We start from the raw sequence: 25,148 nt of genomic DNA, 5'->3' as shown, positions 1-25,148 counted from the left end.
ACCGTGAGCGAAACAAAAAAGATTTTAGGCGATAAACGAAGAAATCTACTCGTTGAATGGCTGTCAACTAGTAATGAACCGTTAACAGGTGGAGAGCTAGCAAAAAGAACAAATGTTAGTCGCCAAGTCATCGTTCAGGACATTTCGATATTAAAGGCGAAAAAACACCCTATTATCGCCACAGCACAAGGATATATCTTAGTTAAAAGCACTCCTTCTACAAAAGTAACTCGTATTATTGCTTGTAAGCATTCGCCCGAACAAACTAAAGAGGAATTGTTTATTTTAGTGGATCACGGCGTTACGATTAGAGATGTTATTGTTGAACATGCTATTTATGGGGAGATTACCGCTAACTTAATGCTTTCTACTCGCAAAGAAGTAGAAATGTTTTTTGAAAAGCTTGAGACAACGAATTCTTCCTTGCTATCAGAGTTGACGAACGGAGTGCACCTTCATACAATTGAAGCAGACAACCTACACCAATTAGAAAAAGCAATCGAATCACTAGAACAGAAACAATTCATCTTAAAAGACTAAAGAGGTTGATTCAAAAGGGGAACCCCTTTTGAATCAACCTCTTATTTCTCTCATTTATCTTGTCGATACTTTTGCTTTGTTTAACGTATAGCATGGATAACTGCCCAGAATCTCCACTCCACACCCAAGTGCTTTAAGCTCGGAAACAACCCCGGGATTAGTACATCATCCATTAGCCCTTGTACATCAATAATAAAGAAATAGTTACCTAAACCTGTTTTAGTCGGTCTAGATTCAATTTTCGTCATATTTAGCTTTCTCCAAGCAAATGCTGATAAAACTTGGTGTAGTGCTCCTGGGAAGTCAGAAGGCAATGTCACCATTAACATCGTTTTATCTTCAGAGTGAGGCCCGTTACAAGTTAATGTAACTGAATCATTACTCAATGCGACAAAGCTCGTACGATTGTTAGAAAAGTCATGGATATTCTCATGTTTAATATGCAGCCCATATTCCTTTGCCGCTAATTCATTTGCAATTGCCGCCACTTTAAGTTCTGGATTTTTTTTCACAAAGTCTGCAGCTGCACCTGTTGAATTCATGTACTCCCACTCTGCATCAGGATATTTTTTCTGTAAAAATTCATGGCACTGTGCAATAGCATGTGGATGCGACATAATTTTGTTTACTTCCTGACTACCATCCCTATTTATTAATAAATGCTGTTCAATAGGGACTGTAATCCCACCTACAATAGGAATCCTTTGTTTATGGATTAAATAGTCTATCGTTAAATTAACAGATCCCTCAATTGCATTTTCAATTGGAACAACAGCGACATCCACTTCTTTTGATTCTACTGCATCCATACAAGAGGGAATTGTACGATATGGAACAAGTTCTCCAATTTCAAAGAGCCCTCTAGCAGCCATTTCTGTGAATGTTCCCTTTGGACCTAAATAACCAATTTTCATTTCTAGTACTCCTCCTAAGAACCCGTTCCTACTAGTTCTACTTTTTTCACTGCTTCTACTTGTTCAAGCCATTCCATTAACTCATGAAGTTCTAACTTCATCGGAGCTGTATCAATGGATAATGTCATATGCGCTCTTCCTTGTAATGGAATTGTTTGATTAATTGTTAACACGTTAGCACCTGTTTCAGCTACTTTACCTAAAAGCTGAGAAAGAGCACCTGAACGATCAACTAAAATAATTGAAAGAGTAATAATTTGCTCTCTTGCCATCTTATGAAAAGGAAATATACCATCTTTATATTTGTAAAAAGCACTACGGCTTAATCCCACTTGATTAACTGCTTCATTAATTTTCTTCACTTTACCTGATTGAAGAAGTTCTTTTGCTGCTAATGTTTTTTCCATAGCATCTGTTAACATATCTTCCCGAACTAAATAAAAGGATTTACGAGATGTCATTATTATATTCACCTTCTTTCAAGATGCACTATCTTTTCATTATAAAATTGACCGAACTTTTTGACAACACATCCTAACAAAAAAATGTCTTTTTACAACGAAAAACTGTCCCTTCTAGAGAGACAGTTTCAATTTACTAAAGATATCTACGAACATAGTCACGGTTTAATCAATAAATTCAAACTCAAATTTCATAATTCGAACGAGGTCACCGTCTTTTGCTCCTCTTTCTCTTAGGGCATCGTCTACACCCATTCCCCGTAATTGACGAGAAAAACGTCTAATCGATTCATCTCTAGAAAAATCGGTCATTTTAAATAACTTCTCTAAAGGGGCTCCTGATAATACAAATGTACCGTCGTCATCCCTTGTGATCACAAAAGGTACTTCTGTTTTTTCATGTTTATAAATAACACGCTGTGATTCCTCTGTTTCCTCATGGAGTGGAAACTCAGGAGTTTCCTCAATTTTATCAACTACTGTTAAAAGTAAGTCGCGTAAACCTTGCTTTGTAATCGCAGAAATCGGAAATACAGGATAATTATCTTCTAATTTTTCTTTAAAAGCTGACAAGTTTTCTTCAGATCCAGGCATGTCCATCTTATTGGCAACAATAATTTGCGGACGTTCCATTAAACGTAGATTATATTGTTTAAGCTCGTCATTAATTAGTAAATAATCTTCATACGGATCTCTTCCTTCTAAAGCTGACATATCAATCACATGTACAATGACTCTTGTTCGTTCGATATGTCTTAGGAATTGATGTCCTAATCCCACACCTTCATGGGCCCCTTCAATCAAACCTGGTAAATCAGCCATTACAAAGCTTCGGCCATCATCTGTTTCGACAACACCAAGATTAGGAGTAATCGTCGTAAAATGATAATCAGCAATTTTCGGTTTCGCAGCAGATACAACCGATAGCAGCGTCGATTTTCCTACACTCGGAAAACCTACTAAGCCAACATCTGCTAACACTTTCAGTTCAAGTATTACATCACGTTCTTGTCCAGGTTCACCATTTTCAGCAATTTCTGGAGCTGGGTTATTAGGTGTTGCAAAGCGTGTATTTCCTCTGCCTCCTCGTCCCCCTTTCGCGATTACAGCTCTTTGACCATGCTCAGTCAAATCGGCAATCACTTGACCTGTTTGTTCATCTATCACAGTCGTACCTGGTGGAACTTTCACAATCATATCTTCTGCATTTTTCCCATGCTGATTTTTAGGACGACCATGTTCTCCGCGCGTTGCTTTAAAATGTCGCTTGTAACGGAAGTCCATTAATGTACGCAAGCCTTCTTCTACTTCAAAAATAACACTTGCTCCGCGCCCACCGTCACCTCCAGCAGGGCCTCCATCCGGAACATACTTCTCTCTTCGGTAAGAAACTTGACCATTTCCACCGTCTCCACCTTTTACATAAATCTTTACCTTATCTACAAACATCTACTTTCACCTCAATTTCTCGGAAAACTTGCCGTTAACACACATTCACGTTCGTTCAACTCGACAAGTTTCACCGTTGACTCCCATTGCTTTAAAAATGAATGCCAATCTTCTTTCTTCGTTAATGTACCTTGAAAATCAAAAGTCACTTCACAATCATAGTCTGTAAATAAAAATGTAATGAGTAAATTATTCTCGTTTTCAATTGTGCAATCATTTGTTAGTTTCTCCGTTATTTCTTCACATAACCGTAGAAGACGTACTTCTTCTTTTTCAAGTGAAAATACTTCACCAGCTACATCTATTTCTAACTTCATTTTATTGCTGAACCAATTATACGTTAATAGAAAATACGCAACACTTGATGCTTGTATTTCGGAGATTTTACTTTCGCAAATCGATTGTTGCGTCACCTGTTCAATAATTTCTTCGATGCGGTCATATCGTTTAAGTGCTAAGTTACCTTTTATTAACTGCATAATGTTCAACCAATCATGACGTGATTGCCTAAGCGCTTGTATTACATCTAATTGGTTCTTCATTTCAGTTCTCTCCTCGTTCCTAAAAGAAAATCTCATTCATGTTATTTACATGGATTATCTTACCACAAACTTCGTAGTATAAACCATTCTAAGCAATAGATCTACTTCTTCTTCTCTAGTTTTGATTAAGGATTGACAGATATCTTTCTCTTACATATACTAAATACAGTTAAAACCAACTAAAATGATGCGAATTATAAAATTACTATTTTTTGTTAAGGAGGGTAAAAATGTCAGAAGTTAAAATCAATCACGTCGGAAAAACATTTGAAAATAAACAAGAACAAACTTCTTATACCGTTTTTGAAGACATTGACTTACATGTGAAATCTGGTGAGTTTGTCTCATTACTAGGCCCTTCTGGATGTGGAAAATCAACATTGCTTAACATTGTAGCTGGACTAGATAAAGCAAGTACAGGAACTGTGCTTGTTGGTAATAGAGAAGTACAAGGGCCAGGGGTCGACCGTGGTGTCGTCTTCCAAGAAGCTGCTTTAATGCCTTGGATGACGGTACTTGAAAATGTAATGTTTGCCATTAAGAAACGTTACAGCAAGGAAGAAGCGAAAAAGCGAGCAATTGAATATTTGAAACTTGTTCATCTTAGTAAGTTCATTGATTCTTATCCCCATGAACTATCTGGGGGAATGAAACAACGTGTTTCAATTGCAAGAGCATTAGCGATGGACCCTGAAGTATTATTAATGGATGAACCATTCGGTGCTTTAGACGAGCAAACCCGTTCGATGCTCCACAAAGAAGTTCAATACATTTGGGAACAGACTGGAAAGACAATTATTTTCGTTACCCATAACATTCGTGAATCGATTTTGTTATCGGATCGAATTGTGCTAATGGGCGTAAGACCAGGGGGAATTATTAATATCTTTGACGTCGCATTCCCTCGTCCTAGGAAGCCCGCAGATAAGGAATTTGCTCAACTTGAAGAAGAAATTAGCCAGCAATTAGCTGGTGAAATTGAAAAAGTGATGAAGGAGGAAATGGGTGATGATTACCATAGTCAGAAGGCTACTCTTCTTTACAGCTCTCATCGCAATATGGGAGATCATATATAGACTTGATGTCTTTGGTACAAGAATGTTTCCGTCTCCCATTCTATCCTTCATTGAGTTGTATAAAGGATTTTTCGAGACTGGAATCCTAACCGTCGCATTAACAACTAGTTTAGGACGAATTGGATTAGGGTTTGCCTTAGCTGTTATTATCGGTTCGATTCTTGGAATTATTTTAGCTACTTCTAAATTAGCCGATGAAACACTTGGATCCCTTGTCGTTGCATTACAATCTGTACCAAGTATCGTTTGGCTTCCACTAGCGCTTGTTATGTTCCAAGGGGGAACTACTGCGATACTATTTGTTATTGTTCTAGGTGGTACATGGCCGATGACCATGAACGTCCGAATGGGCATTAAAAACGTTCAGCCACTGCTCATACGGGCAGCAAGAACGATGGGATATAAAGGTTATGAATTAATATGGAAAGTTATGATTCCAGCCTCAATCCCATCAGCTTTAACTGGAGTTCGTCTTTCTTGGGCATTTGGGTGGCGCGCACTTATGGCAGCCGAATTACTTGGCCGAGGCGGGCTAGGTCGAACATTATTAGATGCTCGTGACTTTTTCAACATGGAATTAGTCATTGCCATTATGATTATCATTGCTGTGATTGGCTTAATTGTAGAATATTGTATTTTTAATCCTATTGAACGCAAAGTACTGACTCGCTGGGGATATGCAAAATAAGCAATACTCTATTAAGTTTCTATTAAACTCTAAAAACAAAGGAGAGAGAAACATGAAAAAATGGTTAAAAGCAACAGGAATTGCCTTAGTACTTGGAGCTTTAACTGCTTGTGGAACATCAACAAGTGGTTCGAATACAGAAGATGAAGTAAGAATTGGGTATTTTCCTAACCTTGATCATGCAGCTGCCATTGTAGCTAAAGAAAAAGGTTACTTTGAAGAAGAATTAGGAGAAAGAGGAGCTGAATTCACTCATTTTCCAAACGGAAATGATTTTATTGAAGCCCTTGAAACTGGAAATTTAGATATTGGGTATGTAGGGCCAGGTCCTGCTATTAACTATTTTCTTACTGGCGGCGATATCGTCGTTCTTGGAGCTGCAGCAAACGGAGCTACTTTAATAGTCGCTCGTGAAGGATCTGGTATTGAAACACTTGAAGACTTTGGTGGTAAATCATTCTGTACACCAGGAAACGGTTGCACACATAATGTTCAGCTTGAAATGATGCTTAAAGAATTAGGTCTTGAATCTAATCGTGTCGGTGGAACAGTTGAGCACCAATCTAGAATTGCACCTGCAAATATGGTAGCTATGTTTGAACAAGGACAGATTGATGCTGCTGCAGCTCCAGAACCTTGGGGAACTTATCTAGTAGAAGAATTAAATGCACATGTAGTAACAGAGTGGGATAACGTCTTTTTAGGTCAAACTTTAGCTAGTGTTGTTGTTGTAACTTCAACACAGTTTTTAGAAGAAAATCCTGAAGCAGTTGATGCTGTATTACGAGCTCATAAACAAGCAGTTGATTATACTCAAGGAAATACAGAAGATACACTTGAAACAATTAATAATCACTTATATGACTTAACTCAAAACCGTTTACCTGAAACAGTACTTGAAAATGCTTGGTCTCGTATGGCGGTAACAACAGAAACACATGCTGATGCATTACAAGCATGGGCAGATGCTTCTTATGAGTTGAAATTCATGGACAAAGAACCGAACTTAGACGGATTTGTAGACACATCTCGTCTTGATGCTATCTTAAACCAATAATTAGTTTTAACCCGATAAGATTCTGTTGAATCATATCGGGTTTTATCTATGTCAATAAAAGTGGTTAATTAGGCAAAAAAAATTCACATTTCTTGTTTACATTTTCCCATTACTTGGATATAATTCCTAATGAAAGCAAATTGAGTGAAAAGGAGGTTTGAACAATGAATACTGCAATTCTAACACAAGTACAATTTCATCATTCATTCGTTCATATCCTGCCAGCCTCAATCCAAGCTGCTAGTTAGTAATCTCATTAATTGACTACTATAAGCGCAGGTGAACGTATAACCTGTGGCTAGTTATCGAACATGGCACAGGAACGTCTCCTGTGTTTTTTTGTGCTCTTTTCAATTACCAATTAATGGAATTCCTAACTTACCAAAGAAAGGTGGTGAGAAATACTATGACATTTACATTTTTATTATTTACAATCACAATCAAAAAACGTACTTATAGCGGCGAAGAGTTAGAACGCCTCGTACGACAACAAAAACTAGAAGAACATTACGATCAACAAAAGCATAAGTTCTGGATGTAACTGGACCATAATTTACTTACAAGGAGGTAATGATGATGATTTTTCTTAAAGGATTAATGTTACAAGGATGGTATGAACAGGTGAAAGGTCTCACCTGACTAACGAATAACGATTAGGAGGGCCATAACGAATGACATTTCATTTTATTCTATTTACCATTACGATTAAAAAACGCACATACAGTGGTGAACAACTAGAACAGTTTGTTTTACAACAACAGAATGAACAAGAACGTCAGGAACGCATTCAGCAACTACAGAATAAGTAAACGAAAGGGATGATTCAAGGTCTAATATAACTTAGCCTTTGAATCATCCCTAAATAACTTGCTCTATCATTACCTTTTCAAAATTCGCTCAACTGCAGCTTCCCCTTGATCAATACAATCTGGCAAACCAATGCCTTCGTAACCTCCACCCGCTAAATATAAGCCTTGAAGATTTCTAGCAATATCTTCTTTAATTTTATTCAACTTAAAGGTATGCCCTACATTATATTGTGGCATTGCTTCCTTCCAGCGAGTGACGATAAAAAACTCTGGTTCTCCTTTAATTTTCATTAATTGTTTTAAATCATATAAGACTGCACTTAATATTTCTTCATCTGATCGTGAAACGATAGCAGAGTCTCCTGCCCTTCCGACATAAGCCCTTAATAAGGCATAACCGTCAGGCGTTGAATGCTCCCATTTCTTATGTGTCCATGTACAAGCCGTTATGGCATGATTACTCTTCTTAGCAACAACAAAACCAGTCCCATTTTGAGGGATTTCAACGTCCTCTTCCTTATAAGCCATTGCTATAGTTGCGACAGTTGTCGCCTCCATATTTTCAAGGTAAGAAAAGTATGGATAATCGGAAAGTAATTGTGCTGTTACTTTAGGAGGGGCTGTAACAATTACTTGATCATATGTTTTAATCGTGCCATCTTCGAAAGATAACTGGAATTGACCATCTTCTTTGTATACCTTAATCAAACGACTATTCTTATGGATCGAGTCAGGATTTAACTTAGCTTCAATTGCTTCAACAAATGAGCCTAAGCCTTTTCGAAAAGTTAAAAATTGACCTTTTGATTTCGTCGTATCAGCCTTCTGTTCTTGCTTTTTCGGCCTTGAACCTTTCATTCCACGAATTAAACTTCCGTGTTTTTGTTCAACTTGCTGAAACTGAGGAAATGTAGCTTTTAAGCTTAATTTATCAAGATTGCCGGCGTAAATACCTGAGAGTAATGGTTCGATTAAATGATCGACCACTTCATTTCCAAGGCGTTTGCGAAAGAAATGCCCTAAAGAAATGTCCTCATCTTTGCTCGTAATCCTCGGATAGAAGAAATCGCCGGCAGCTCGTACTTTTCCAATAGGTGATAATAAACGGGTATTCAAAAATGGTTTAATCTCAGTCGGAATTCCCATAATTGCCCCACCCGGAATCGGATAAAGTGTATCACCTTTTAATACAAACGATTGACCTGTATCATTTGACAGCAAGTCTTGCTCCATACCGACCTCTCTAGCTAAACGAGTCATACTTTCCTTTCTTGCTAAATACGAATCTGGACCACGTTCAATCACAAATCCATTCATTCTCTCTGTTTGGATTTTTCCTCCAAGACGGTTTGCTTTTTCATATAGATCATAATCGCCGATTTCCCCATCTTTCTTTGCCTTTTCTAATCTATGAGCAGCTGCAAGTCCTGAAATTCCGCCTCCAATGACAGCAATTCTTTTTCCTTTAATACCCACAAGTATTCACTCTTTCTCCGCAAGCTTTTTTTTCACAATTGTCGCTAGACATTCTAAAAACTCAGGCTTAGCATTAGGCATTTCTGGGCGGTAATAGTTGATCCCTAATTCATCTGTAACTACTTTACATTCAATATCATTGTCATAAAGGACTTCTAAATGATCGGCTACAAATCCTACTGGACAATAAACCATTGACGTATAGCCATGTTGTGCAAAAAGATCTCTAGTTAAATCCTGTACATCGGGCCCTAACCAAGGATCAGGGGTATTTCCTTCACTCTGCCAACCAATTGTGTAGTTTTTAATCCCCGCTTTTGTCGCAATTAAATCTGCCGTATCTTGTAATTGTTGAGGATAAGGGTCACCCATTTGTGTGATCTTCTCTGGCAAACTATGTGCCGAGAAGATCACACATGCTTTCTCCTTGTCCTCAATTCGCTTCATTGTTTTCTGTACTTGTTTGACCCAATAATCAATAAATAACGGCTCATCATACCAACTATCTATACTTGCTATCTCAGGTCCTGATATATTGTCTGATTCAGCTTTTGCTCTTCCGTTATAGGATTTCACACTATAAGTAGAGAAGTGAGGGGCCAACACAAGACTAACGGCCTCTGTAATTCCATCTTCCTTCATTTGCTTAACTGCATCTTCAATAAAAGGATCAATGTGTTTTAATCCTAAATAAGCTTTAAATTCAATGTCGCTAAATTCTTTATTTAATTGATCTTGAAGACCATACGCTTGGTCTTCTGTAATTTTAGCAAGGGACTAATTCCACCAATTGCTTCATAACGGTCCGTTAATTCTTCTAAAGCTTCATCTGAAGGTTTTCTCCCTCTACGGATGTGAGTGTAGTAAGGCTCGATTTCTTCTTTGCTTCTAGGAGTTCCGTATGCCATTACAAGTAATCCTACTTTTCTCTTCGTCATCTCTTCCACCCTCTTAAATTTTGTTCATAGAATATTCATGTACAAAAGCTGTAAGACGCTTTAATGTATCTGGATTTACTTCTGGGAACACGCCATGCCCAAGATTGAAAATGAAATTAGGATTTTTTATACCCTGATCTAATATCGCTTTTGCTCGCTCTTCAATTACTTCCCAAGGAGCTAAAAGGATAGCGGGATCTAAGTTTCCTTGAACGGTTTTCTTAATGCCTAAGTCCCTTGCCTCTTGGATAGATAAACGCCAATCTAAACCAACAACATCAAGCGGTAAGTCATTCCATTCATTAGCAAGGTGACTTGCACCTACTCCAAACATAATTAACGGGACGTTTTCTTGTTTTAATTCAGCGAAAATTCTATTCATCACTGGTTTTACAAACGTTCTATAGTCAGCAACGTTTAACGTTCCAACCCACGAATCAAAGATTTGAATCGCTTGCGCCCCGGCTGCAATTTGCGATTTAACATATGTAATTGTCATTTCCCCAAGTTTGTCCATTAATAGAAACCAAGCTTCCGGCTCAGCATACATAAACGCTTTTGTCTTATTATAATTTTTAGAAGGACCTCCTTCGATCATATAACTTGCAAGCGTAAATGGTGCTCCTCCAAAGCTAATAAGTGGAACTGTCAACTGTTCACGGAGAAGTTTAATTGTATCTAGAACATAAGGTACATCTTCTTCAGGTGTGATCGTTCCTAATCGTTCGACATCTGCTTTTGATCGAATTGGATTGTCAATGACCGGACCAATCCCCGATTTAATTTCTACATCTACACCGATAGCTGGCAACGGTGTCATAATGTCCTTATATAGAATTGCTGCGTCATTGTTGTACTGATCGACTGGTAATTTTGTCACGTAAGCACATAGCTCCGGTTGATGGGTAATCTCAAACAGCGAGTACTTCTCTTTAATTTTTCTATATTCTGGTTGAGAGCGCCCTGCTTGGCGCATGTACCAGACAGGTACATGTTCGTGCGCTTCACCTTTACATGCTTTTAAAAATGTATCGTTAAATTCATTCTGATTCATTCTGCCACTCCTTTTTCCTTCTACATACTCATATTTTACTTGATTACGTTTGAAAATGCATATTATACAACTTTTACTATAGTGACCGTTTAGTGAAGTGTATAGACTATCATTTAAACTGTCATAAATTTGATGAATGTTAAAGACTAAACACTTCCAAAAAAAGTTATTTCAGTGCAAAATCACCAAAATCCAAGTACTTATTATCAATTTCCCTCTGAAAAGTACTTTTAATGCAACCCGAACTTAAATTTCACTTCAGCAATATTTGATGGTAAGCCTGGCTGCTTTGTAATTTCATCATATGGAACAATTTCATACCTTTTCGATGTGAATGGGTTCAAACTCCCAATATAATATTGAGTGTCTCCAACTACGGTTGCAACGTGATTACGACCATCGGTATTTACTTCATAAATTTGATAATAAACTCTTTCCTCTTCGGGTCCCGTCCAATCTAAATGAATACTAGAAATCCCTCTCCCTCCAATAGAAAATGTCGCTTTAAGATCAGTAACAACAGGTAATTCAATAGGAGACTCTAATTCGGTTACCGCGGTTGGTTTCTGAAAAGTGGTTTGGCGTAAAGAAGCAGGAAGCTCATTAATAATGTCTTTAAATAATACAGTTGGATACGCACTTCCACCATGAAGATATCGTTCATTTGTCGTTTGATCATACCCCATCCAAACCGTACCAACAACATCTGGGCTGTAGCCAACAAACCAAGCATCCATAATTGCCCCTTCTACTCCTGGAAAAGATGTCGTCCCTGTCTTTCCAGCTACCATCGCTTGAACATCTCCATGCCTGCCCGTTCCATTCTGGATAACAGACTCAAGCATTCTTGTCATGTACCATGCTGTTTGCGGCTCGATAACCTCTTCTTCTACTAACGGTTCGCCATCAAGTCTCTTTCCATTTCTATCATAAATTTCTTTAATAAAGTATGGTTCAACCCGAACTCCTTCATTCGCAAAAACGTGATAGGAAGAAGCCAATTGAAGTGGGGTAATTCCTTCTGTTAACCCACCAAGTGCAATTGCAAGTCCACGATCTTCAATAGTGATGTTAAATCTATTTAATACTTCAAGCGATCGCTCGATTCCAATATCATTTAGTAACCAGACAGCTGGTGCATTCGCTGAAATTGTTAGCGCATCATACATTGTCATGTACCCTGTGTACTGATGACTATAATTACGAGGGGTATACCCATTATAATCTAATAGCTCATCTACCAACATTGTATAAGGATGCCTTCCGTTTTCTATCGCTGGAGCATACACAGCTAACGGTTTAAAAGCTGAACCTGGTTGGCGCTTTACATTAACACGGTTTAGCCCTCTTCTTACGTAATCCCTTCCTCCCTGTACAGCAATGACTCCTCCTGTGTGAGCATCTATTAATACAACCGCAGCCTCAGCATCCTCATTCTCGGTTGGAAAATAGCGGTTTTCCTTCAGCTTTTTATATGTGACTTCTTGCATCCGAAGATCAATGGGAGTGACAATGCGGTATCCTCCTGTTAACAATTCCTCTTGTGTTAAGTGATACCTACTTTCTGCTTCATCCATTACCATATCAATGTAGGTTAAAAAAGCTTCTTTTTCTTCGAAGCGGTTCACATTAGTCGCTACAGTCTTGCCTTTTAAGCGCTTTGCTTCCTCAGCCTCTAAAACTTCGTGCCTTTGCATCACCGTTAAGACCAGATCTCTTCTTTCTTTACTTCGGTCAGGGTTATTAATGGGAGAGTATGAGTTAGGCGCTTTCGGTAGACCGGCAAGAAGAGCACCTTCTTCGATTGATAAATCCGCTACATCTTTATTAAAATAAAGAGTAGAAGCTGCTTGAATTCCGTATGCACCATGTCCGAAATAAATACTATTTAAATATTTTTCTAACAGTTGATCTTTACTATAACGCCGTTCTAGATTCATCGCTATTAAAACTTCTTTTGTTTTTCTTAGCCATGTTTTTTCATTCGTTAAAAATACATTTTTAGCTAGTTGCTGCGTAATCGTACTGCCTCCTTCAACCTTTGCTCCAGCTAAAATATCTCTGTATAGAGCTCGACCAATTGCTCGGAAATCAACCCCTTGATGTTCTCTAAATCTCACATCTTCAATGACAACAAAAGCATCCTGAACATGCTTAGGAATCTCTTGAATGGAGACCGGTTCTCTGTTTTCGATAAAAAGATGTGTTAGTACTTCTCCGTTTTGATCGGTTAAAGACGTAGTTGCTTTCATAACGAGCTTTTCATTATCAATTGCATAGTTTCCAATTAAAATAACAAATAAATAAATAATAAGAGCAAATAGGACAAAACTTAATAAACTAGAAACTGCAATCAGTATTTTCTTTTTCAAATCCTTTTCACCCTCCTTCCCTCCTACTATACCCTTTCGGAACCGTTCATAACACTTGCAGCTTAAAACAATAGTAGGCTACACTTATATACGTAACACGTACAATTTTGTTTCACATTCATTTTTAGGAGGGTGTTCAATGAGAGAAGCTAGTATCGTTGAAATAATTGAACCATTAGCAGTCAAAGGGCTTATTATGCAAGGGGAAACTAACAAACATCAATATATAGAAGAAAAGATTGCTCACCCAGCTGCCAAACACTATGTAATCTTTAGCGAGACTGGTGAATTTAGTGAGACAGGGTATGTCGTAATCAATAATATACCAGTGACTGAAGAGGGCAGAGGAGATTTTGAAGAACGCTTTCAAAATCGAGCTCAATTAGTAGAGACTGAACCTGGTTTTCAAGCTATTCGAATCTTACGACCTCTAAATGATGATACCTATGCCGTAATGACCGTTTGGGATGACGAAGAGTCCTTTCAAAACTGGCAGAAATCAAAGTCGTATGAAAATGCACATAAAAAGCGTGGCACTCAACAAGCATTGACACCAACTATCTTTCCGCGCAAATCATTTGTAACCACTTTTTCTGCGACTTTAAGCGAATAGTATAGAAGTTTTTAAAGATTCAATTGCAATATAAAGAGGCTGTCTCAAGGGAGTTTCTCTACCTTCGAGCAGCCCTACTCTTTTATTTAACTAAACCGTAACGATGTGCATAAACAGCAATCTGCGTCCTGTCTTCAAGTTCTAGTTTTTGTAAAATATGACTTACATGAGTTTTTACTGTTTTAACCCCGATAAACAAAGTTTTGGCAATTTCCTGGTTACTCTTTCCTTCGCCAATTAATTCAAGAACTTCTCTTTCTCTAGGTGTTAATGCGTCGTGCAATTGTTTTTGCTTCTTTCCTCGTACGAGGTCCATCATTTTGTTTGTGACCTTAGCCTCAACAACTGGTTTGCCGTCAGAAGCACTTCGTATTGCATCAGCAATTTCAACTGCCATAGATGTTTTTAGCAGGTAACTAAAGGCTCCTGCCTCAATGACGGGGTAAACCTTCTCATCATCAATAAAACTAGTAAGCACGATTACTTTTGTAGAAGGTAGCTCTTTCATGATCGCTGAGGTTGCTTCAATCCCGTCCATTTTTTCCATTACCAAATCCATTAAAATAATGTCAGGCTTAAGTTCACTTGCCATTTTCACACCTTCTAGCCCATTACTTGCCTGACCGACGACTTTAATATCTGGCTGAGTTGAGAGATAAGCAGATAAGCCCATCCTAACCATTTCATGATCATCAATTAAAAGCACAGTAATCATTTTCTCTCCCCTTCCACGTTATTGGGATCGTTGCTTCAATTTGCGTACCTTTGTTAGGAACTGAAACAATTTGTAACGTTCCCCCAATCTCCGTTATTCTCTCTCTCATTGTATGTAACCCGTAAGAATTTTGCTGAATACCTTTCGGGTCAAATCCAACTCCATTGTCAATCAGCTTAACCTTCACATCTTGTTTTGTTTCTTTTATCTGAAATTCTAATTGGTTAGCTTTTGAGTGGCGTAGGACATTTGAAATTGCTTCTTGAATCATCCGAAACAATTGATCTTCAATTCCCTTTGGTAGTGACAGATTTTCTTGGAAAAGAACATGTATATCCATATTATACTTTTGCTTTAATTCATCAAATAAATGTGTAACCCCGTCTTCTAAACTCTTTCCTTCAAGATGTGCTGGCCTTAAATGCAGCAGCAGTGCCCTCATCTCTGCTTGAGCCGTATTCGCCATCTTTTCAACCATTATTACTTGATTTTCCGTTTCATCACCTTGAATATTCTGTTTAATTGCTGCAGTCATCATTGAAATAGCAAATAATTGTTGACTAACAGCGTCATGTAAATCCCTTGCTAAGCGTTGTCTTTCCTCAGATACAGCAGCCTTCTTTATCGTCTCTTGCATCTCTGCTCGTTCAGTTGAAAGACGTTGCAATGAAGCTACTTGCTTTTCAATGTTTTGCGCCATTCCATTTAAACGCCTAGCTAGTTCTGCAATCTCATCATCACCTTCTACTTCAACACGATGTGAAAAAGTCCCTCGTTCATATCGCAAAGTCCCATGCATGAGTTGATCCAGTTTTTTCCTTATTGGAACAGTTTGAATATAACCACTTATCACTCCAGTAATAAAAACCGCACTCAGTATCCAAATTAAAATAGGAATATCTAATAATTTCCGATCAATCACAAGCAATATCCCTCTATGATCTCCATACGTAATAAAGAACAAAATAAAAAAAGAGATCAGTCCGGTGACAACTAAACTATGTCGAATAAATTGCCATTGCAACCTCGCTACTTGTTTCTTCATACTGCTCTCACCTTCACTTCTCCAATCACAGTTGATAAAACAAGTTTGACACGTCTAGGCGATTGTTTGTAGTGACGAGTAGCTATACTGAGTTGTTGATTAATCCCTTCATGTTTCTCATGAAACAAATAAATCTCTCCGACGATCGTTGATGCTTGAATGGTGACAGCTAGATCTTCAGGCACGAAAAAGTCAATTTGACCAATCATACATTGAACAATGACAACCGTTTCTCCTTCTGGAATAATCGCCTTAGATAGATCAATTCGAACATCACCTATCCCATTCCAAATGGTCAAATCATTCAACTCGTAAGACTCTCCCATATAATGAATATCACCGATGAAGCTACGACGCATCGTTGGTGTGTATACAACTTGCTCTTCTCCTTTTACCGAGACAACTTCATCAACTACTTCCTCCTTATGTTCTTCTCTTTTTTCCTTCCTTCTCCTATTACGCCTTTTTTCTATACTTGAAGGAGCGCGAACTAAGCGAATTCCGTAATATAGAGCTACAACGGCGATGAGTAGAGAGATGAAGTTCACACCTAACAGATGATCAAAAAAGATACTTACACTAATGATAAAGAAAAGTAAGCTAATGAACGTATGCTTTCTCTTATAAAAATACAAACCTAAAATGAAAAAGATTAATGGAGCAATGAAGTTGCCTATTGATAAATTTATCGCGTTAAATAACAGGTTAAGGCCAATGATGACAATAATGATTCCAAATAACATTTGCTTCTTCATGCTCCCACCCCTTTCTATTTTTGAGTAATTTGTATATCTCCTGAAACGGTTTCAATTTCAATTCCGACGGACCCTTCATTTATTTTCCCAGTAAAATTAGGAGCCACAAGCAACTTTCCAGAAACACTCTTCACTTTCACCTCAGGATTTCCTGTCTGAAGCGCTACCGTTACATCGCCTGAGACTGATTTTAGTTTTGTACGCTGATTTTCTTCAGAAAATTCAATTGTCATATTTCCAGAAACTGATTCCCCTTCGATTTCCCCCTTTAGCTGCGAGACAGAAAGGTTCCCAGAAACAGTATTGAACTGACTTTCTCTGACATCCATTTCGCCAAACATTAAATCTCCTGAAGTCGTTGATGCATTTACCTTAGAAGACTCAAGTTTCTCTGCTCTTATATCACCAGATACCGATTTAAGTGTTAAACTTTGTGCTAACATTTCATTTTCTATTCCAATATTACCTGATATTGCATTAATTGCTAGATGATTTTTATATTCTACTGGAAGTTGAACAACTGCTTTCGTCTGACCTTTAAAATTAAAAGACAACCATTTAAATTTCCTCTCTTTAACTTCCACCTTAAGTGTGTTTCCTCTTTGCAATGAATGGATGTCCATTTGGTTATCTGCATTTATTAATTTAATAACGATTTCATCACTATTTGTTGTTTCTATATACCAATCAGTACTCGTACTTGCTAATTCTAATTTTTCAATCGATCCAACTTCCTGGGAAAAATCTTTTCCTTGATTTACTGTATTACTAGCTGTAAACCATGAAGTGATTGTCACAATTAAAAAGCCTAAACCAACAATAATTAAAAAAATCCCTAATAGCTTCTTCATTTATCCCCCTCCTATTCCTTTTGTCTACATAGTCCATTTTACTTAAACCTAGGAAAAAGGGAATGAATTATATTTTACATTCCCTTGCCTTCTTACTTATTATTATTTTTTTGTTTTTAGCAACTGAAGTTCATTTTCTATTTCATCTGATCTTTTTCGTTCATTTAATTCTTCATCAAATTCATCTGTTACAGAATGCATTGTTCTAATGGAGTGACCCTCTAGATGTTCTGTTTTTATACCTTGAACACGTACAATTAACTCTAGGCTTCTTTCCTTTAATTGTTCATACTTCACTTTTAAACGTTCTAACTCTTCTTCCTTCCCCTTTATTTCCTCTCTATTTTCCTTCAGATGCTGCTCACTACAAACTAGTTGCTCCCCAATTTCCTTTTTACTCACTAAAATTTTACGTGCTAGCTCATCATCATTCTTTTCAACAGCCATCATTGCTTGTTGTTCTCTTCGTGAAATAAGTTCCTTAGCTGTTCTTACTTTGTAGATTAATTCCGTTTCATGCTTTCTTTTCTGCTGAAGGCTATCTTCTAGTTGTATCATCTTATCTTTTACATCTCGAATATATTGTTTAACCATAATGCTTGGATCTTCTAATCTTTCTAACCCCTCATAAACATATGCTTTCACCAAATTACTAATTCTTGTCATGACCATTAAAATAGCCTCCTTCTTTTATTAAACGATCAAACTCTTCATCGATTACTTCATAAGTTGAACTTTTCTTAGTTGAAACAACATTTACTGTATTCTCCTTGTCATTATCATTTTGTACTAGTAATTTATAGCCAAAATATAAGAGTAAAGCCCCTATGGCTATACTAATAACCCCACCTAGGCCCCCTAGTAAAAAAACAAATGCTAGCCCAAATAACAAAATACTGCTGAATGTCCATTTCCTTTTCTCCTGATACTTCGTGTATCCCCAGTAAAGAAAACACCCTCCAATGACCAAGCCGAGTAACCCTCCAATGTTAATTCCTAACATTCCAAGAAGTATGCTGCTACCTATAAACATAAGTAACACTCCACCAATGAACTTTCCTATATTATTCATGTTTTTTTCCTCCTTTTTGAACTATCTTTATTGTAAAGAATAGAACTGTCTTTGAAGACGACCTCAAGCATGTTTTTTTCTCCTCCTCTAGACGGATATGAATCTCATTCTTTTGTCCTTTCCGTGAACTTTTCCATTATCGACTGCTTAAATATTTTGATTTAGCTATAATGAGAAAATGAATTACATTTGATTCATAACTTACGAGTGGACTAGAATAGAATGTATAGAATCGATTTTATGCTTTTGATTGAACCACGATTAAGGATGTGTTAGGTATGACTGAAGTTACGATATGGTTGGCCTTTTTAGCAGGGGTTGTTTCCTTTTTATCACCATGTGTCTTTCCGCTGCTTCCCGCCTATTTAGCACAGTTGACTGGAAGCAATGTTGTTGATAACCAAGTGACCGCAGACCGTCGTTTGATATTGTCTCGAAGCCTCGGCTTCGTAATGGGTTTCACATCCATTTTCCTTTTACTTGGAGCATCTTCAACAGTTATTGGTCAAGCATTTTGGAGCAACAGACAACTATTTGAACAAATTGGCGGAATCATTATTACCGTTTTCGGGTTACAAATGATGGGGATTATTTCAATACGAATGCTTTTAAGTGAAAAGAAACTACAAGTAAAACCTAAGAAAACAAAGAGCTTTGCAAATTCAGTTCTTTTAGGCTTTTTATTTGGAACCGGATGGTCACCTTGTATTGGGCTCGTTTTATCTTCTATTTTACTTTTGGCAAGTAGGGAGGAAACATTATGGGCTGGGATGTTTATGCTCCTTGTGTACTCTATCGGTCTAGGACTCCCTTTTATTGGAGTGGCTCTCCTTTGGTCACGCTCACTTGATAAAATTAGAAGACTAAACAGATGGCTACCAAAGATTCAAAAAGTTAGCGGAGCCATCATGGTTGCACTTGGGATTTTGCTATTCACTGGACAATTTGCAATCATTTCTGCCTATTTGGCACGATTTGTACCATTTACTATTTGATTTATCGCATAAAAAAAGCGCAGTGGAATGTGACTTACCACTGCGCTTTTCTCTATCTTATTTACGATCATTATTCAGATAACCATCTCATTCGATACCCGTTCATGGCTGTTTCTCCTAGAATATCTAGAAAGCGATAATTGGCCGCTGCCCCTACAAACGCACCAAATCCTGGTATAAGTTGAAGCATCTTCGGTAAATCAATATAATCACGGTAATCAAGCTGGAATGTTTTCCAATCAAACTCAGCCAAATATTGATCTTTATCCGGCAATCTTTCTTTTTCATCCTCCCAGCATTCCAACTTCTCAATTAGCATTGGCCGTTTTTCTTCTCTAGCAAAAGCAAGCTGGAACAAGTAAAGGACAAATAAGCGCTCTCTGTAATCACCTACATCGTATCCATAAGCCGAAGCAGTATCAAAAAGAAATTTCATTTTAATACTCAGTAAAAGAGGAAAATCAGCCATTCCTAATAGTATTCCTCCAGCCCCTGTTCCTGCTCCCTCGAGTGCTGCTGTTCTTTTATAAGATTTTATTAAACTATAAACTTTCTCTTCTCTCTCCTTTAAACTTAATGCAAGTTCAGGTTGCTTTTTCGTCGTATATTCGGAACCTACTAATGTTGCGTGAACCATATTTTTTATACTAGTAGTTACAACCGTATGTAGCTTTTCAGGAATCATTTTATTCATTTTTGCTTGTAATCCCTTTGTGTAACGCCCAGTTAGGGAAGGTCGCTTCTCTAACTTTCGTTTCCACCTTATGACTTCTTCTGCAACCTGTGATTCATACATGAACATCGCTCCTTCCACGTGACCTTTGGTCGGATGCCGTCGCAGCAAGCTGCGACTCTTTCTAAACCCTGATCCTCCCTTTGGTCGGATGCCGTCGCAGCAAGCTGCGACTCTTTCTAAACCCTGATCCTCCCTTTGGTCGGATGCCGTCGCAGCAAGCTGCGACTCTTTCTAAACCCTGATCCTCCCTTTGGTCGGATGCCGTCGCAGCAAGCTGCGACTCTTTCACTTTCTTCTTTTATGAACAAGTTTTTGACTGCCGATGTAGGCGTATGCTATTGCAATGACAAGACCCGTTGCTGTGATCTGCCAGGTTGATGTAACAAGAAGGACTCCTACTTGGACTCCTGACATGATAATAAGTAAGCGAAAAGTAAGTTGGCTTAAGGCATTTTTTTTCATATCGATGTCAACGGGGTAAAGGTCAACCCACATATTTGTATCATAATGGTACCAAAGGGTAGATAATTGTGTCGTCATCATGTGCAAAAACAAAAGTAGCACAACGAGTTGCAGCCAACCACTCGGCAGAGCAATTATCACAATGGCTGCTATGAATACCAACCTAATATAAATGCCTCCATAATCATTCGAGCGTATGAAAGATTTAGAAAATAAATAGTGATAAACAGACTTATTAGAATCGGTCAACCCATTAATCAACCAGTTTAGATAATGCCTCGGTCGTACTTTATTTTTCAGTTGAGGAACATCAGTAAAGGCATTTGCAACTCTATAAAATGACAAAAGCATTGCTTGCTCGACTTCAATAAGATGATCCCACTTAATAGTTAGACGCTCTGATAACCTTTTATAATAGAGAAACCAAAGGCCAAGCATAATAAATAAAGTCGCTACAATAAACAAACTATGTGAACCTGAGAATAAGAAGAACGTAAATGTAATATTCACGATCCCTCGCAATAAAAAGTGAGAGTGCCTTTCACTGTCTCCTTGAAATCTTTGCTCCTCCCAACTGGCGAACACATTCCATATCTTTGCCACTGTTAGAAAGACAAAGATGAGGAAAAGACTCCCTGCTTCACTTGCTAAGTATTGTGAAAATAGTGGTGATAGAATGACTAGAACTAACAAGATAACCGCACATTGAAGGACAGTCGTATACCATTTAGAAGCTTTAAAATAAGTTCCTAGTTTCGATTCATATGGCAAGAGAAATACCACATCTGCCGGCTTAACAAAGGTACGAACGTCACTTCTTGTTAAAAGATGCGCAAATACGGCGACAAACACCCAAACAGCTGGGAAAGAATGAGGAAGCCAATCTAAAAACACACTATAATAATAACTTCCAATTATAATTAACACATAAACAGTGAATAAAAAGCCGCTATTTCCTATTAAACGTAAATAACGAATTGCCATATTCCAATACGCATTCACACGTTCTCTCCATAAAGTCATGCCATCATTCATACAAGTTCTTCCTTTGTCATCTCAATATATATATCATCCAGTGTCGCATTGGGAAGTTTGGTCTTTTGACGCATTTCTTCAAGAGTCCCCTCTAAGACAACTCTTCCTTGATGTAGAATAACAAATCGATCACAATAACGCTCAGCAGTAGCTAATATATGCGTTGACATCAAAATGGCAGCTCCCTTCTTTCTCATGTCACTTAAGAAAGTTAGGAACGATTGTATTCCAATTGGATCCAAACCAACAATGGGCTCATCCACAATGTAGACAGGTGGTTCAATTAAAAATGCACTCATAATCATAACCTTTTGACGCATCCCTTTTGAAAAGTGGCTCGGATACCACTTTTTCATCTTTTGCATCCGAAACTCTTCTAGAAGTCTATTTGCCCTTTGCTCAAAAAGATCTTTCTCTAACCCATATGCCAGTGCAGTTAATTCTAAATGCTCCCATAATGTCAATTCATCATACAGAATTGGCGTTTCAGGGATGTAAGCATATGAACGTCTATATTCATTTAGATTATCTTGATACGTCATTTCATTAATACTTACATAACCTTTCTCAGATTGTAACAATCCAAGAATATGTTTAATCGTTGTACTTTTTCCAGCTCCATTCAAACCAATGAGTCCAACAATCTCTTCTTTCCTTACAGAAAAGTTAATGTTATGTAATACAGGCTTCTTTGGATGATAACCGCCAGTCAATTCTTTAATCTTTAACACTTCAGCATCCATAATAACAACTCCTTTTATGTCCTTATAATATCAAAAAAAAGGAATTAATCTCTACTGTATTGACAAAGGCTTGCTTCCTTCGACACACTTTTCTACTCTCTGCATCTTAATCTAGCTATTACAGATAACCTAATAGCTATTTTTCATTATTACTTTTATAAAGTTTGGTAATTACGGCAAATTTGTGAAGATCGTATTCACCTCCCTTTTTGTAACTTGAATGCTATCACTCGCTAATGTATAGTGAGTCTATATTAATAATTGGGAAAGGTGATTTTGATGACAATTGATTCAAATTGCGTGTTCTGTAAGATCATAAAAGGCGATATTCCTACTTCAAAAGTATACGAAGATGATCATGTACTTGCTTTTCTAGATATCAGTCAAGTAACAAAAGGCCACACACTCGTAATTCCTAAAGATCATCACACGAATGTATTTGACCTTCCTGAAGAGGCATCAAAGCACATTTTTTCAGTTGTACCTAAATTAGCAACAGCAATTAAACAAACATATGAAGCTGAGGGTTAAATCTCGTTAACAATAATGGCGAAGTAGCTGGACAAACAGTCTTCCATTACCATGTTCATCTCATTCCACGTTATGGAAATGGAGATGGGTTTGGAGCGGTTTGGAAAGATCATAGTTCCGAATATAAAAGTGAGGACTTACAGCAAATAGCTAAAGAGATTTCAACCTTCATTAAAAAAGGATGATTCATTGAATCATCCTTCTTTACAAATGCTAAATTTCAGAAAACACAAAAAAAATAAGCCATTCAGATTTGAGTTATGGTACGATAATGACAATATAAGTTATTAACGTGGTGAAGAGATAAAGGAGTGTAGAGAAAGTGAATAATATTTATAATTTTAATGCTGGACCCTCTGCTTTGCCTAAAGCGGTATTAGAGAAAGCACAAGCAGAATTACTAAATTTCAAGGGACAGGAATGTCTGTGATGGAACTTAGTCACAGAAGTAAAGAATATGAAGAGGTTCATCAAAGTGCAATAAACCATCTGAAACAATTGCTAAATATTCCTGACAATTATCAAGTATTATTTCTTCAAGGTGGAGCTAGCTTACAATTTTCAATGCTACCTCTTCAATTTTTAAAAAAAGGCAAAGTAGCTAATTATATTTTAACTGGGGCTTGGTCAGAAAAAGCATTAAAAGAAGCGAAACTAATCGGGGAAACAAAAATTGCAGCTTCAACGAAAGAGAATCAATATAAATCAATTCCAACATTATCAGACATACAATTAAATAATAATGATGCATACGTTCATCTTACATCAAATAATACGATCTTCGGAACACAATGGACCGAGTTCCCGGACATCTCACATGCACCGCTTATTGCTGATATGTCTAGCGATATCCTTTCTCGTCCAATCGATATAAGCAAGTTCGGATTGATCTATGCGGGGGCTCAGAAGAATTTAGGTCCATCAGGTGTAACTGTAGCAATCATACGTGACGATTTACTTAACGAAAATGTTGACCACGTTCCAACTATGCTTCGTTATCAAACTCACGCTGAAACAAATTCGCTTTATCACACTCCACCTACTTTTGCGATTTATATGCTCAATGAAGTATTGAGCTGGGTTAACCAACAAGGTGGTGTAAAAGAAATCGAAAAACAGAACATTGAAAAAGCAAAATTAATTTATGATGCAATTGATGAAAGTGAAGGATTTTATAAAGGACATGCAGAAAAAGAAGCCCGCTCTTTGATGAACATCACATTTAATTTACCAAATGAAGAGCAAAATAAACGTTTTCTTACAAAAGCGAAAGAACTTGGCTTTGTCGGGTTAAATGGACATCGTTCTGTTGGAGGATGCCGTGCTTCAACTTACAATGCAGTGCCAATGGAAGCTTGTATAGCTCTTCGTGAATTTATGGACTCTTATCGTAAAGAGCATTCGTAAGAGGTTAGGATCTTAGATTCCTAACCACATTAAGATGTAACTAACAAAATAACAGAGATACCACTAACGACAAACAAAGCTAACATGGCAACGAGAGAATTTCGAAATTGTTTCTTTTCTACTGTATTTTTAGAATTGCCAACCAACCGAAAGCTAACATAAACAAGACCGTACAAGGATAATAAGCATACAGAGATTAACAACAGGATTAGTGCCTCCATTAGTCCCCCTCCTTATCCGCTATATATATGTTAGTTTAGGAGGTAATAGAACAATAATGAAAGGCAGTTGATAAAATGAATGCAAAAGCGTTATTTTCTGGTATTGTAGCGGGCTCTGCTATATTTGGTGCATTAACATTACTAACAACACCCAAGTCTGGTGAGGAGCTTAGAGAAAACTGCAAAACAGGTATGCTCAAGTTTCGAAGCAATCTTAATCAACTAACAACCGATACGAAACATGCTTCCTTGCAAGTTAAACAAACTGTGAATGAAAGTAAAGAAACCTTTTCAAAAGTAGGAGAAGAAATTAAAGAGACCATTGAAGATTATAGACAAGATATAGAACCTACGCTGATCCAACTAAAAGAAGATATAGATGCATTGCAAAGATCTGTTGATCAAACGAAGAAGATAACCTAATTTTAGGCTTATCTTCTTTCTTCATACGCTTACTTAATTTTCAAAAAGTTTTTAATAAACTAATTTTTCTCTTTTCTTTTTATCGATTTGTTGTCATAATATAGGGAAGAAAAAATATTCAGAAATAGTATTATTGTTCACCAAATAGAGAGAGATGTGAATAAATGG

General features: G+C 37.3%; 25 protein-coding genes and 4 pseudogenes. 11 read left to right on the top strand and 18 right to left on the bottom strand.

Features of this window, described 5'->3' with window-relative positions; genetic code table 11:
• Nucleotides 1-3 precede the first annotated feature (3 nt).
• Nucleotides 4-540 (top strand): transcription repressor NadR, encoded by a 537-nt coding sequence (locus BkAM31D_RS04250; protein ID WP_066155815.1) that lies wholly within the window; start codon nt 4-6, stop codon nt 538-540.
• A 54-nt stretch (nt 541-594) separates the two neighbouring features.
• On the opposite strand, the pseudogene pheA reads toward BkAM31D_RS04250, so the two are convergent.
• From pheA to BkAM31D_RS04230, 4 genes and pseudogenes are all read right to left on the bottom strand, one after another.
• Nucleotides 595-1,454, bottom strand: a pseudogene (pheA, locus tag BkAM31D_RS04245) (prephenate dehydratase).
• A gap of 14 nt (nt 1,455-1,468) precedes the next feature.
• Entirely contained in the window at nt 1,469-1,915 is a 447-nt protein-coding gene (gene thrR, locus BkAM31D_RS04240) for a transcriptional regulator ThrR (RefSeq protein ID WP_066155819.1), read from the bottom strand.
• Nucleotides 1,916-2,080: 165 nt separating this feature from the next.
• Nucleotides 2,081-3,364, bottom strand: coding sequence for a GTPase ObgE (obgE, locus tag BkAM31D_RS04235; RefSeq protein ID WP_066155822.1), 1,284 nt, complete (start codon nt 3,362-3,364; stop codon nt 2,081-2,083).
• An 11-nt stretch (nt 3,365-3,375) separates the two neighbouring features.
• Nucleotides 3,376-3,906, bottom strand: coding sequence for a Spo0B C-terminal domain-containing protein (locus BkAM31D_RS04230; RefSeq protein WP_066155825.1), 531 nt, complete (start codon nt 3,904-3,906; stop codon nt 3,376-3,378).
• 230 nt (nt 3,907-4,136) lie between these two features.
• On the opposite strand from BkAM31D_RS04230, the gene BkAM31D_RS04225 reads away from it, so the two are divergent.
• The 5 genes from BkAM31D_RS04225 (at nt 4,137) to BkAM31D_RS04205 (ending at nt 7,536) form a co-directional block, all read left to right on the top strand.
• A complete protein-coding gene (locus BkAM31D_RS04225; protein ID WP_066155828.1) occupies nt 4,137-4,982 on the top strand; it encodes an ABC transporter ATP-binding protein in 846 nt (281 codons plus the stop codon).
• Nucleotides 4,915-5,670, top strand: coding sequence for an ABC transporter permease (locus BkAM31D_RS04220; RefSeq protein ID WP_066155831.1), 756 nt, complete (start codon nt 4,915-4,917; stop codon nt 5,668-5,670). Before BkAM31D_RS04225 ends, BkAM31D_RS04220 begins: the two co-directional genes overlap by 68 nt.
• 52 nt (nt 5,671-5,722) lie before the next feature.
• A complete protein-coding gene (locus tag BkAM31D_RS04215; RefSeq protein ID WP_066155834.1) occupies nt 5,723-6,727 on the top strand; it encodes an aliphatic sulfonate ABC transporter substrate-binding protein in 1,005 nt (334 codons plus the stop codon).
• 406 nt (nt 6,728-7,133) lie between these two features.
• Nucleotides 7,134-7,268 (top strand): YrzI family small protein, encoded by a 135-nt coding sequence (locus BkAM31D_RS04210; RefSeq protein WP_084372255.1) that lies wholly within the window; start codon nt 7,134-7,136, stop codon nt 7,266-7,268.
• A gap of 130 nt (nt 7,269-7,398) precedes the next feature.
• The gene (locus BkAM31D_RS04205; RefSeq protein WP_084372257.1) at nt 7,399-7,536 is read left to right on the top strand and encodes a YrzI family small protein; all 138 of its coding nucleotides are present in this window, start codon (nt 7,399-7,401) and stop codon (nt 7,534-7,536) included.
• A 69-nt stretch (nt 7,537-7,605) separates the two neighbouring features.
• Here BkAM31D_RS04205 and hemY read toward each other — a convergent pair whose 3' ends face one another.
• From hemY to BkAM31D_RS04185, 4 genes and pseudogenes are all read right to left on the bottom strand, one after another.
• Nucleotides 7,606-9,012 carry a protoporphyrinogen oxidase gene (gene hemY, locus BkAM31D_RS04200; RefSeq protein ID WP_157076838.1) on the bottom strand — a complete coding sequence of 469 codons (1,407 nt, stop codon included), beginning with the start codon at nt 9,010-9,012 and terminating at the stop codon, nt 7,606-7,608.
• A 6-nt stretch (nt 9,013-9,018) separates the two neighbouring features.
• Nucleotides 9,019-9,950 (bottom strand): annotated as a pseudogene (gene hemH / locus BkAM31D_RS04195) (ferrochelatase).
• A 13-nt stretch (nt 9,951-9,963) separates the two neighbouring features.
• Entirely contained in the window at nt 9,964-11,004 is a 1,041-nt protein-coding gene (gene hemE / locus BkAM31D_RS04190; RefSeq protein WP_066155842.1) for a uroporphyrinogen decarboxylase, read from the bottom strand.
• A gap of 230 nt (nt 11,005-11,234) precedes the next feature.
• Nucleotides 11,235-13,376, bottom strand: a complete 2,142-nt coding sequence (locus BkAM31D_RS04185) for a transglycosylase domain-containing protein (RefSeq protein WP_066155845.1) — start codon at nt 13,374-13,376, stop codon at nt 11,235-11,237.
• Between the two features lie 139 nt (nt 13,377-13,515).
• Between BkAM31D_RS04185 and BkAM31D_RS04180 the strand changes: the two genes are divergently transcribed.
• The gene (locus tag BkAM31D_RS04180; protein WP_066155848.1) at nt 13,516-13,989 is read left to right on the top strand and encodes an antibiotic biosynthesis monooxygenase family protein; all 474 of its coding nucleotides are present in this window, start codon (nt 13,516-13,518) and stop codon (nt 13,987-13,989) included.
• A gap of 82 nt (nt 13,990-14,071) precedes the next feature.
• Here BkAM31D_RS04180 and BkAM31D_RS04175 read toward each other — a convergent pair whose 3' ends face one another.
• From BkAM31D_RS04175 to BkAM31D_RS04150, 6 genes are all read right to left on the bottom strand, one after another.
• Nucleotides 14,072-14,704, bottom strand: a complete 633-nt coding sequence (locus tag BkAM31D_RS04175) for a response regulator (protein ID WP_066155851.1) — start codon at nt 14,702-14,704, stop codon at nt 14,072-14,074.
• The gene (locus BkAM31D_RS04170; protein ID WP_066155854.1) at nt 14,682-15,749 is read right to left on the bottom strand and encodes a sensor histidine kinase; all 1,068 of its coding nucleotides are present in this window, start codon (nt 15,747-15,749) and stop codon (nt 14,682-14,684) included. The genes BkAM31D_RS04175 and BkAM31D_RS04170 overlap by 23 nt, the downstream gene beginning before the upstream one ends.
• A complete protein-coding gene (gene liaF, locus BkAM31D_RS04165) occupies nt 15,746-16,504 on the bottom strand; it encodes a cell wall-active antibiotics response protein LiaF (protein WP_066155857.1) in 759 nt (252 codons plus the stop codon). Before liaF ends, BkAM31D_RS04170 begins: the two co-directional genes overlap by 4 nt.
• 14 nt (nt 16,505-16,518) lie before the next feature.
• On the bottom strand, nt 16,519-17,355 hold the full coding sequence (locus BkAM31D_RS04160) for a DUF4097 family beta strand repeat-containing protein (protein WP_066155860.1): 837 nt from the start codon (nt 17,353-17,355) through the stop codon (nt 16,519-16,521).
• A gap of 102 nt (nt 17,356-17,457) precedes the next feature.
• Nucleotides 17,458-18,027, bottom strand: coding sequence for a PspA/IM30 family protein (locus BkAM31D_RS04155; protein WP_066155862.1), 570 nt, complete (start codon nt 18,025-18,027; stop codon nt 17,458-17,460).
• A complete protein-coding gene (locus tag BkAM31D_RS04150; protein WP_066155865.1) occupies nt 18,008-18,427 on the bottom strand; it encodes a hypothetical protein in 420 nt (139 codons plus the stop codon). Before BkAM31D_RS04150 ends, BkAM31D_RS04155 begins: the two co-directional genes overlap by 20 nt.
• Nucleotides 18,428-18,705: 278 nt before the next feature.
• Here BkAM31D_RS04150 and BkAM31D_RS04145 point away from each other — a divergent pair, with 278 nt between their 5' ends.
• Entirely contained in the window at nt 18,706-19,422 is a 717-nt protein-coding gene (locus tag BkAM31D_RS04145; RefSeq protein ID WP_066155868.1) for a cytochrome c biogenesis CcdA family protein, read from the top strand.
• Nucleotides 19,423-19,492: 70 nt separating this feature from the next.
• On the opposite strand, the gene BkAM31D_RS04140 is transcribed toward BkAM31D_RS04145, so the two are convergent.
• The 3 genes from BkAM31D_RS04140 to BkAM31D_RS04130 all read right to left on the bottom strand — a co-directional run bounded on the left by BkAM31D_RS04140 (nt 19,493) and on the right by BkAM31D_RS04130 (nt 22,398).
• Nucleotides 19,493-20,224, bottom strand: coding sequence for an EcsC family protein (locus tag BkAM31D_RS04140; RefSeq protein WP_066155871.1), 732 nt, complete (start codon nt 20,222-20,224; stop codon nt 19,493-19,495).
• 219 nt (nt 20,225-20,443) lie between these two features.
• On the bottom strand, nt 20,444-21,655 hold the full coding sequence (locus tag BkAM31D_RS04135; RefSeq protein WP_066155874.1) for an ABC transporter permease: 1,212 nt from the start codon (nt 21,653-21,655) through the stop codon (nt 20,444-20,446).
• On the bottom strand, nt 21,652-22,398 hold the full coding sequence (locus BkAM31D_RS04130) for an ABC transporter ATP-binding protein (RefSeq protein WP_066155877.1): 747 nt from the start codon (nt 22,396-22,398) through the stop codon (nt 21,652-21,654). The genes BkAM31D_RS04135 and BkAM31D_RS04130 overlap by 4 nt, the downstream gene beginning before the upstream one ends.
• 279 nt (nt 22,399-22,677) lie before the next feature.
• Between BkAM31D_RS04130 and BkAM31D_RS04125 the strand changes: the two are divergent.
• Together BkAM31D_RS04125 and serC are read left to right on the top strand one after the other, a co-directional pair.
• A pseudogene (locus BkAM31D_RS04125) lies at nt 22,678-23,114 on the top strand (HIT family protein).
• Nucleotides 23,115-23,251: 137 nt separating this feature from the next.
• A pseudogene (serC, locus tag BkAM31D_RS04120) lies at nt 23,252-24,336 on the top strand (3-phosphoserine/phosphohydroxythreonine transaminase).
• Nucleotides 24,337-24,365: 29 nt separating this feature from the next.
• Here the strand turns inward: serC and BkAM31D_RS04115 are convergent.
• Nucleotides 24,366-24,557 (bottom strand): hypothetical protein, encoded by a 192-nt coding sequence (locus BkAM31D_RS04115; RefSeq protein WP_066155885.1) that lies wholly within the window; start codon nt 24,555-24,557, stop codon nt 24,366-24,368.
• Between the two features lie 75 nt (nt 24,558-24,632).
• On the opposite strand from BkAM31D_RS04115, the gene BkAM31D_RS04110 reads away from it, so the two are divergent.
• Nucleotides 24,633-24,980: a YtxH domain-containing protein gene (locus tag BkAM31D_RS04110; protein ID WP_066155888.1), complete on the top strand. Its 348-nt coding sequence runs from the start codon at nt 24,633-24,635 to the stop codon at nt 24,978-24,980.
• The last annotated feature ends 168 nt before the right edge of the window (nt 24,981-25,148 follow it).

Source organism: Halalkalibacter krulwichiae (genome assembly GCF_002109385.1).
GTDB classification, from domain to species: domain Bacteria; phylum Bacillota; class Bacilli; order Bacillales; family Bacillaceae_D; genus Halalkalibacter; species Halalkalibacter krulwichiae.
Note: the sequence above shows the minus strand (reverse complement) of the source record. Positions and strands in the feature narration are given on the sequence as shown.

Coding starts and splice junctions, on each gene's coding strand:
- thrR (WP_066155819.1), bottom strand. CDS start 1,915: ATGACATCTCGTAAATCCTTTTATTTAGTTCGGGAAGATATGTTAACA.
- obgE (WP_066155822.1), bottom strand. CDS start 3,364: ATGTTTGTAGATAAGGTAAAGATTTATGTAAAAGGTGGAGACGGTGGA.
- BkAM31D_RS04230 (WP_066155825.1), bottom strand. CDS start 3,906: ATGAAGAACCAATTAGATGTAATACAAGCGCTTAGGCAATCACGTCAT.
- BkAM31D_RS04225 (WP_066155828.1), top strand. CDS start 4,137: ATGTCAGAAGTTAAAATCAATCACGTCGGAAAAACATTTGAAAATAAA.
- BkAM31D_RS04220 (WP_066155831.1), top strand. CDS start 4,915: ATGATTACCATAGTCAGAAGGCTACTCTTCTTTACAGCTCTCATCGCA.
- BkAM31D_RS04215 (WP_066155834.1), top strand. CDS start 5,723: ATGAAAAAATGGTTAAAAGCAACAGGAATTGCCTTAGTACTTGGAGCT.
- BkAM31D_RS04210 (WP_084372255.1), top strand. CDS start 7,134: ATGACATTTACATTTTTATTATTTACAATCACAATCAAAAAACGTACT.
- BkAM31D_RS04205 (WP_084372257.1), top strand. CDS start 7,399: ATGACATTTCATTTTATTCTATTTACCATTACGATTAAAAAACGCACA.
- hemE (WP_066155842.1), bottom strand. CDS start 11,004: ATGAATCAGAATGAATTTAACGATACATTTTTAAAAGCATGTAAAGGT.
- BkAM31D_RS04180 (WP_066155848.1), top strand. CDS start 13,516: ATGAGAGAAGCTAGTATCGTTGAAATAATTGAACCATTAGCAGTCAAA.
- BkAM31D_RS04175 (WP_066155851.1), bottom strand. CDS start 14,704: ATGATTACTGTGCTTTTAATTGATGATCATGAAATGGTTAGGATGGGC.
- BkAM31D_RS04170 (WP_066155854.1), bottom strand. CDS start 15,749: ATGAAGAAACAAGTAGCGAGGTTGCAATGGCAATTTATTCGACATAGT.
- liaF (WP_066155857.1), bottom strand. CDS start 16,504: ATGAAGAAGCAAATGTTATTTGGAATCATTATTGTCATCATTGGCCTT.
- BkAM31D_RS04160 (WP_066155860.1), bottom strand. CDS start 17,355: ATGAAGAAGCTATTAGGGATTTTTTTAATTATTGTTGGTTTAGGCTTT.
- BkAM31D_RS04155 (WP_066155862.1), bottom strand. CDS start 18,027: ATGGTCATGACAAGAATTAGTAATTTGGTGAAAGCATATGTTTATGAG.
- BkAM31D_RS04150 (WP_066155865.1), bottom strand. CDS start 18,427: ATGAATAATATAGGAAAGTTCATTGGTGGAGTGTTACTTATGTTTATA.
- BkAM31D_RS04145 (WP_066155868.1), top strand. CDS start 18,706: ATGACTGAAGTTACGATATGGTTGGCCTTTTTAGCAGGGGTTGTTTCC.
- BkAM31D_RS04140 (WP_066155871.1), bottom strand. CDS start 20,224: ATGTTCATGTATGAATCACAGGTTGCAGAAGAAGTCATAAGGTGGAAA.
- BkAM31D_RS04135 (WP_066155874.1), bottom strand. CDS start 21,655: ATGAATGATGGCATGACTTTATGGAGAGAACGTGTGAATGCGTATTGG.
- BkAM31D_RS04130 (WP_066155877.1), bottom strand. CDS start 22,398: ATGGATGCTGAAGTGTTAAAGATTAAAGAATTGACTGGCGGTTATCAT.
- BkAM31D_RS04115 (WP_066155885.1), bottom strand. CDS start 24,557: ATGGAGGCACTAATCCTGTTGTTAATCTCTGTATGCTTATTATCCTTG.
- BkAM31D_RS04110 (WP_066155888.1), top strand. CDS start 24,633: ATGAATGCAAAAGCGTTATTTTCTGGTATTGTAGCGGGCTCTGCTATA.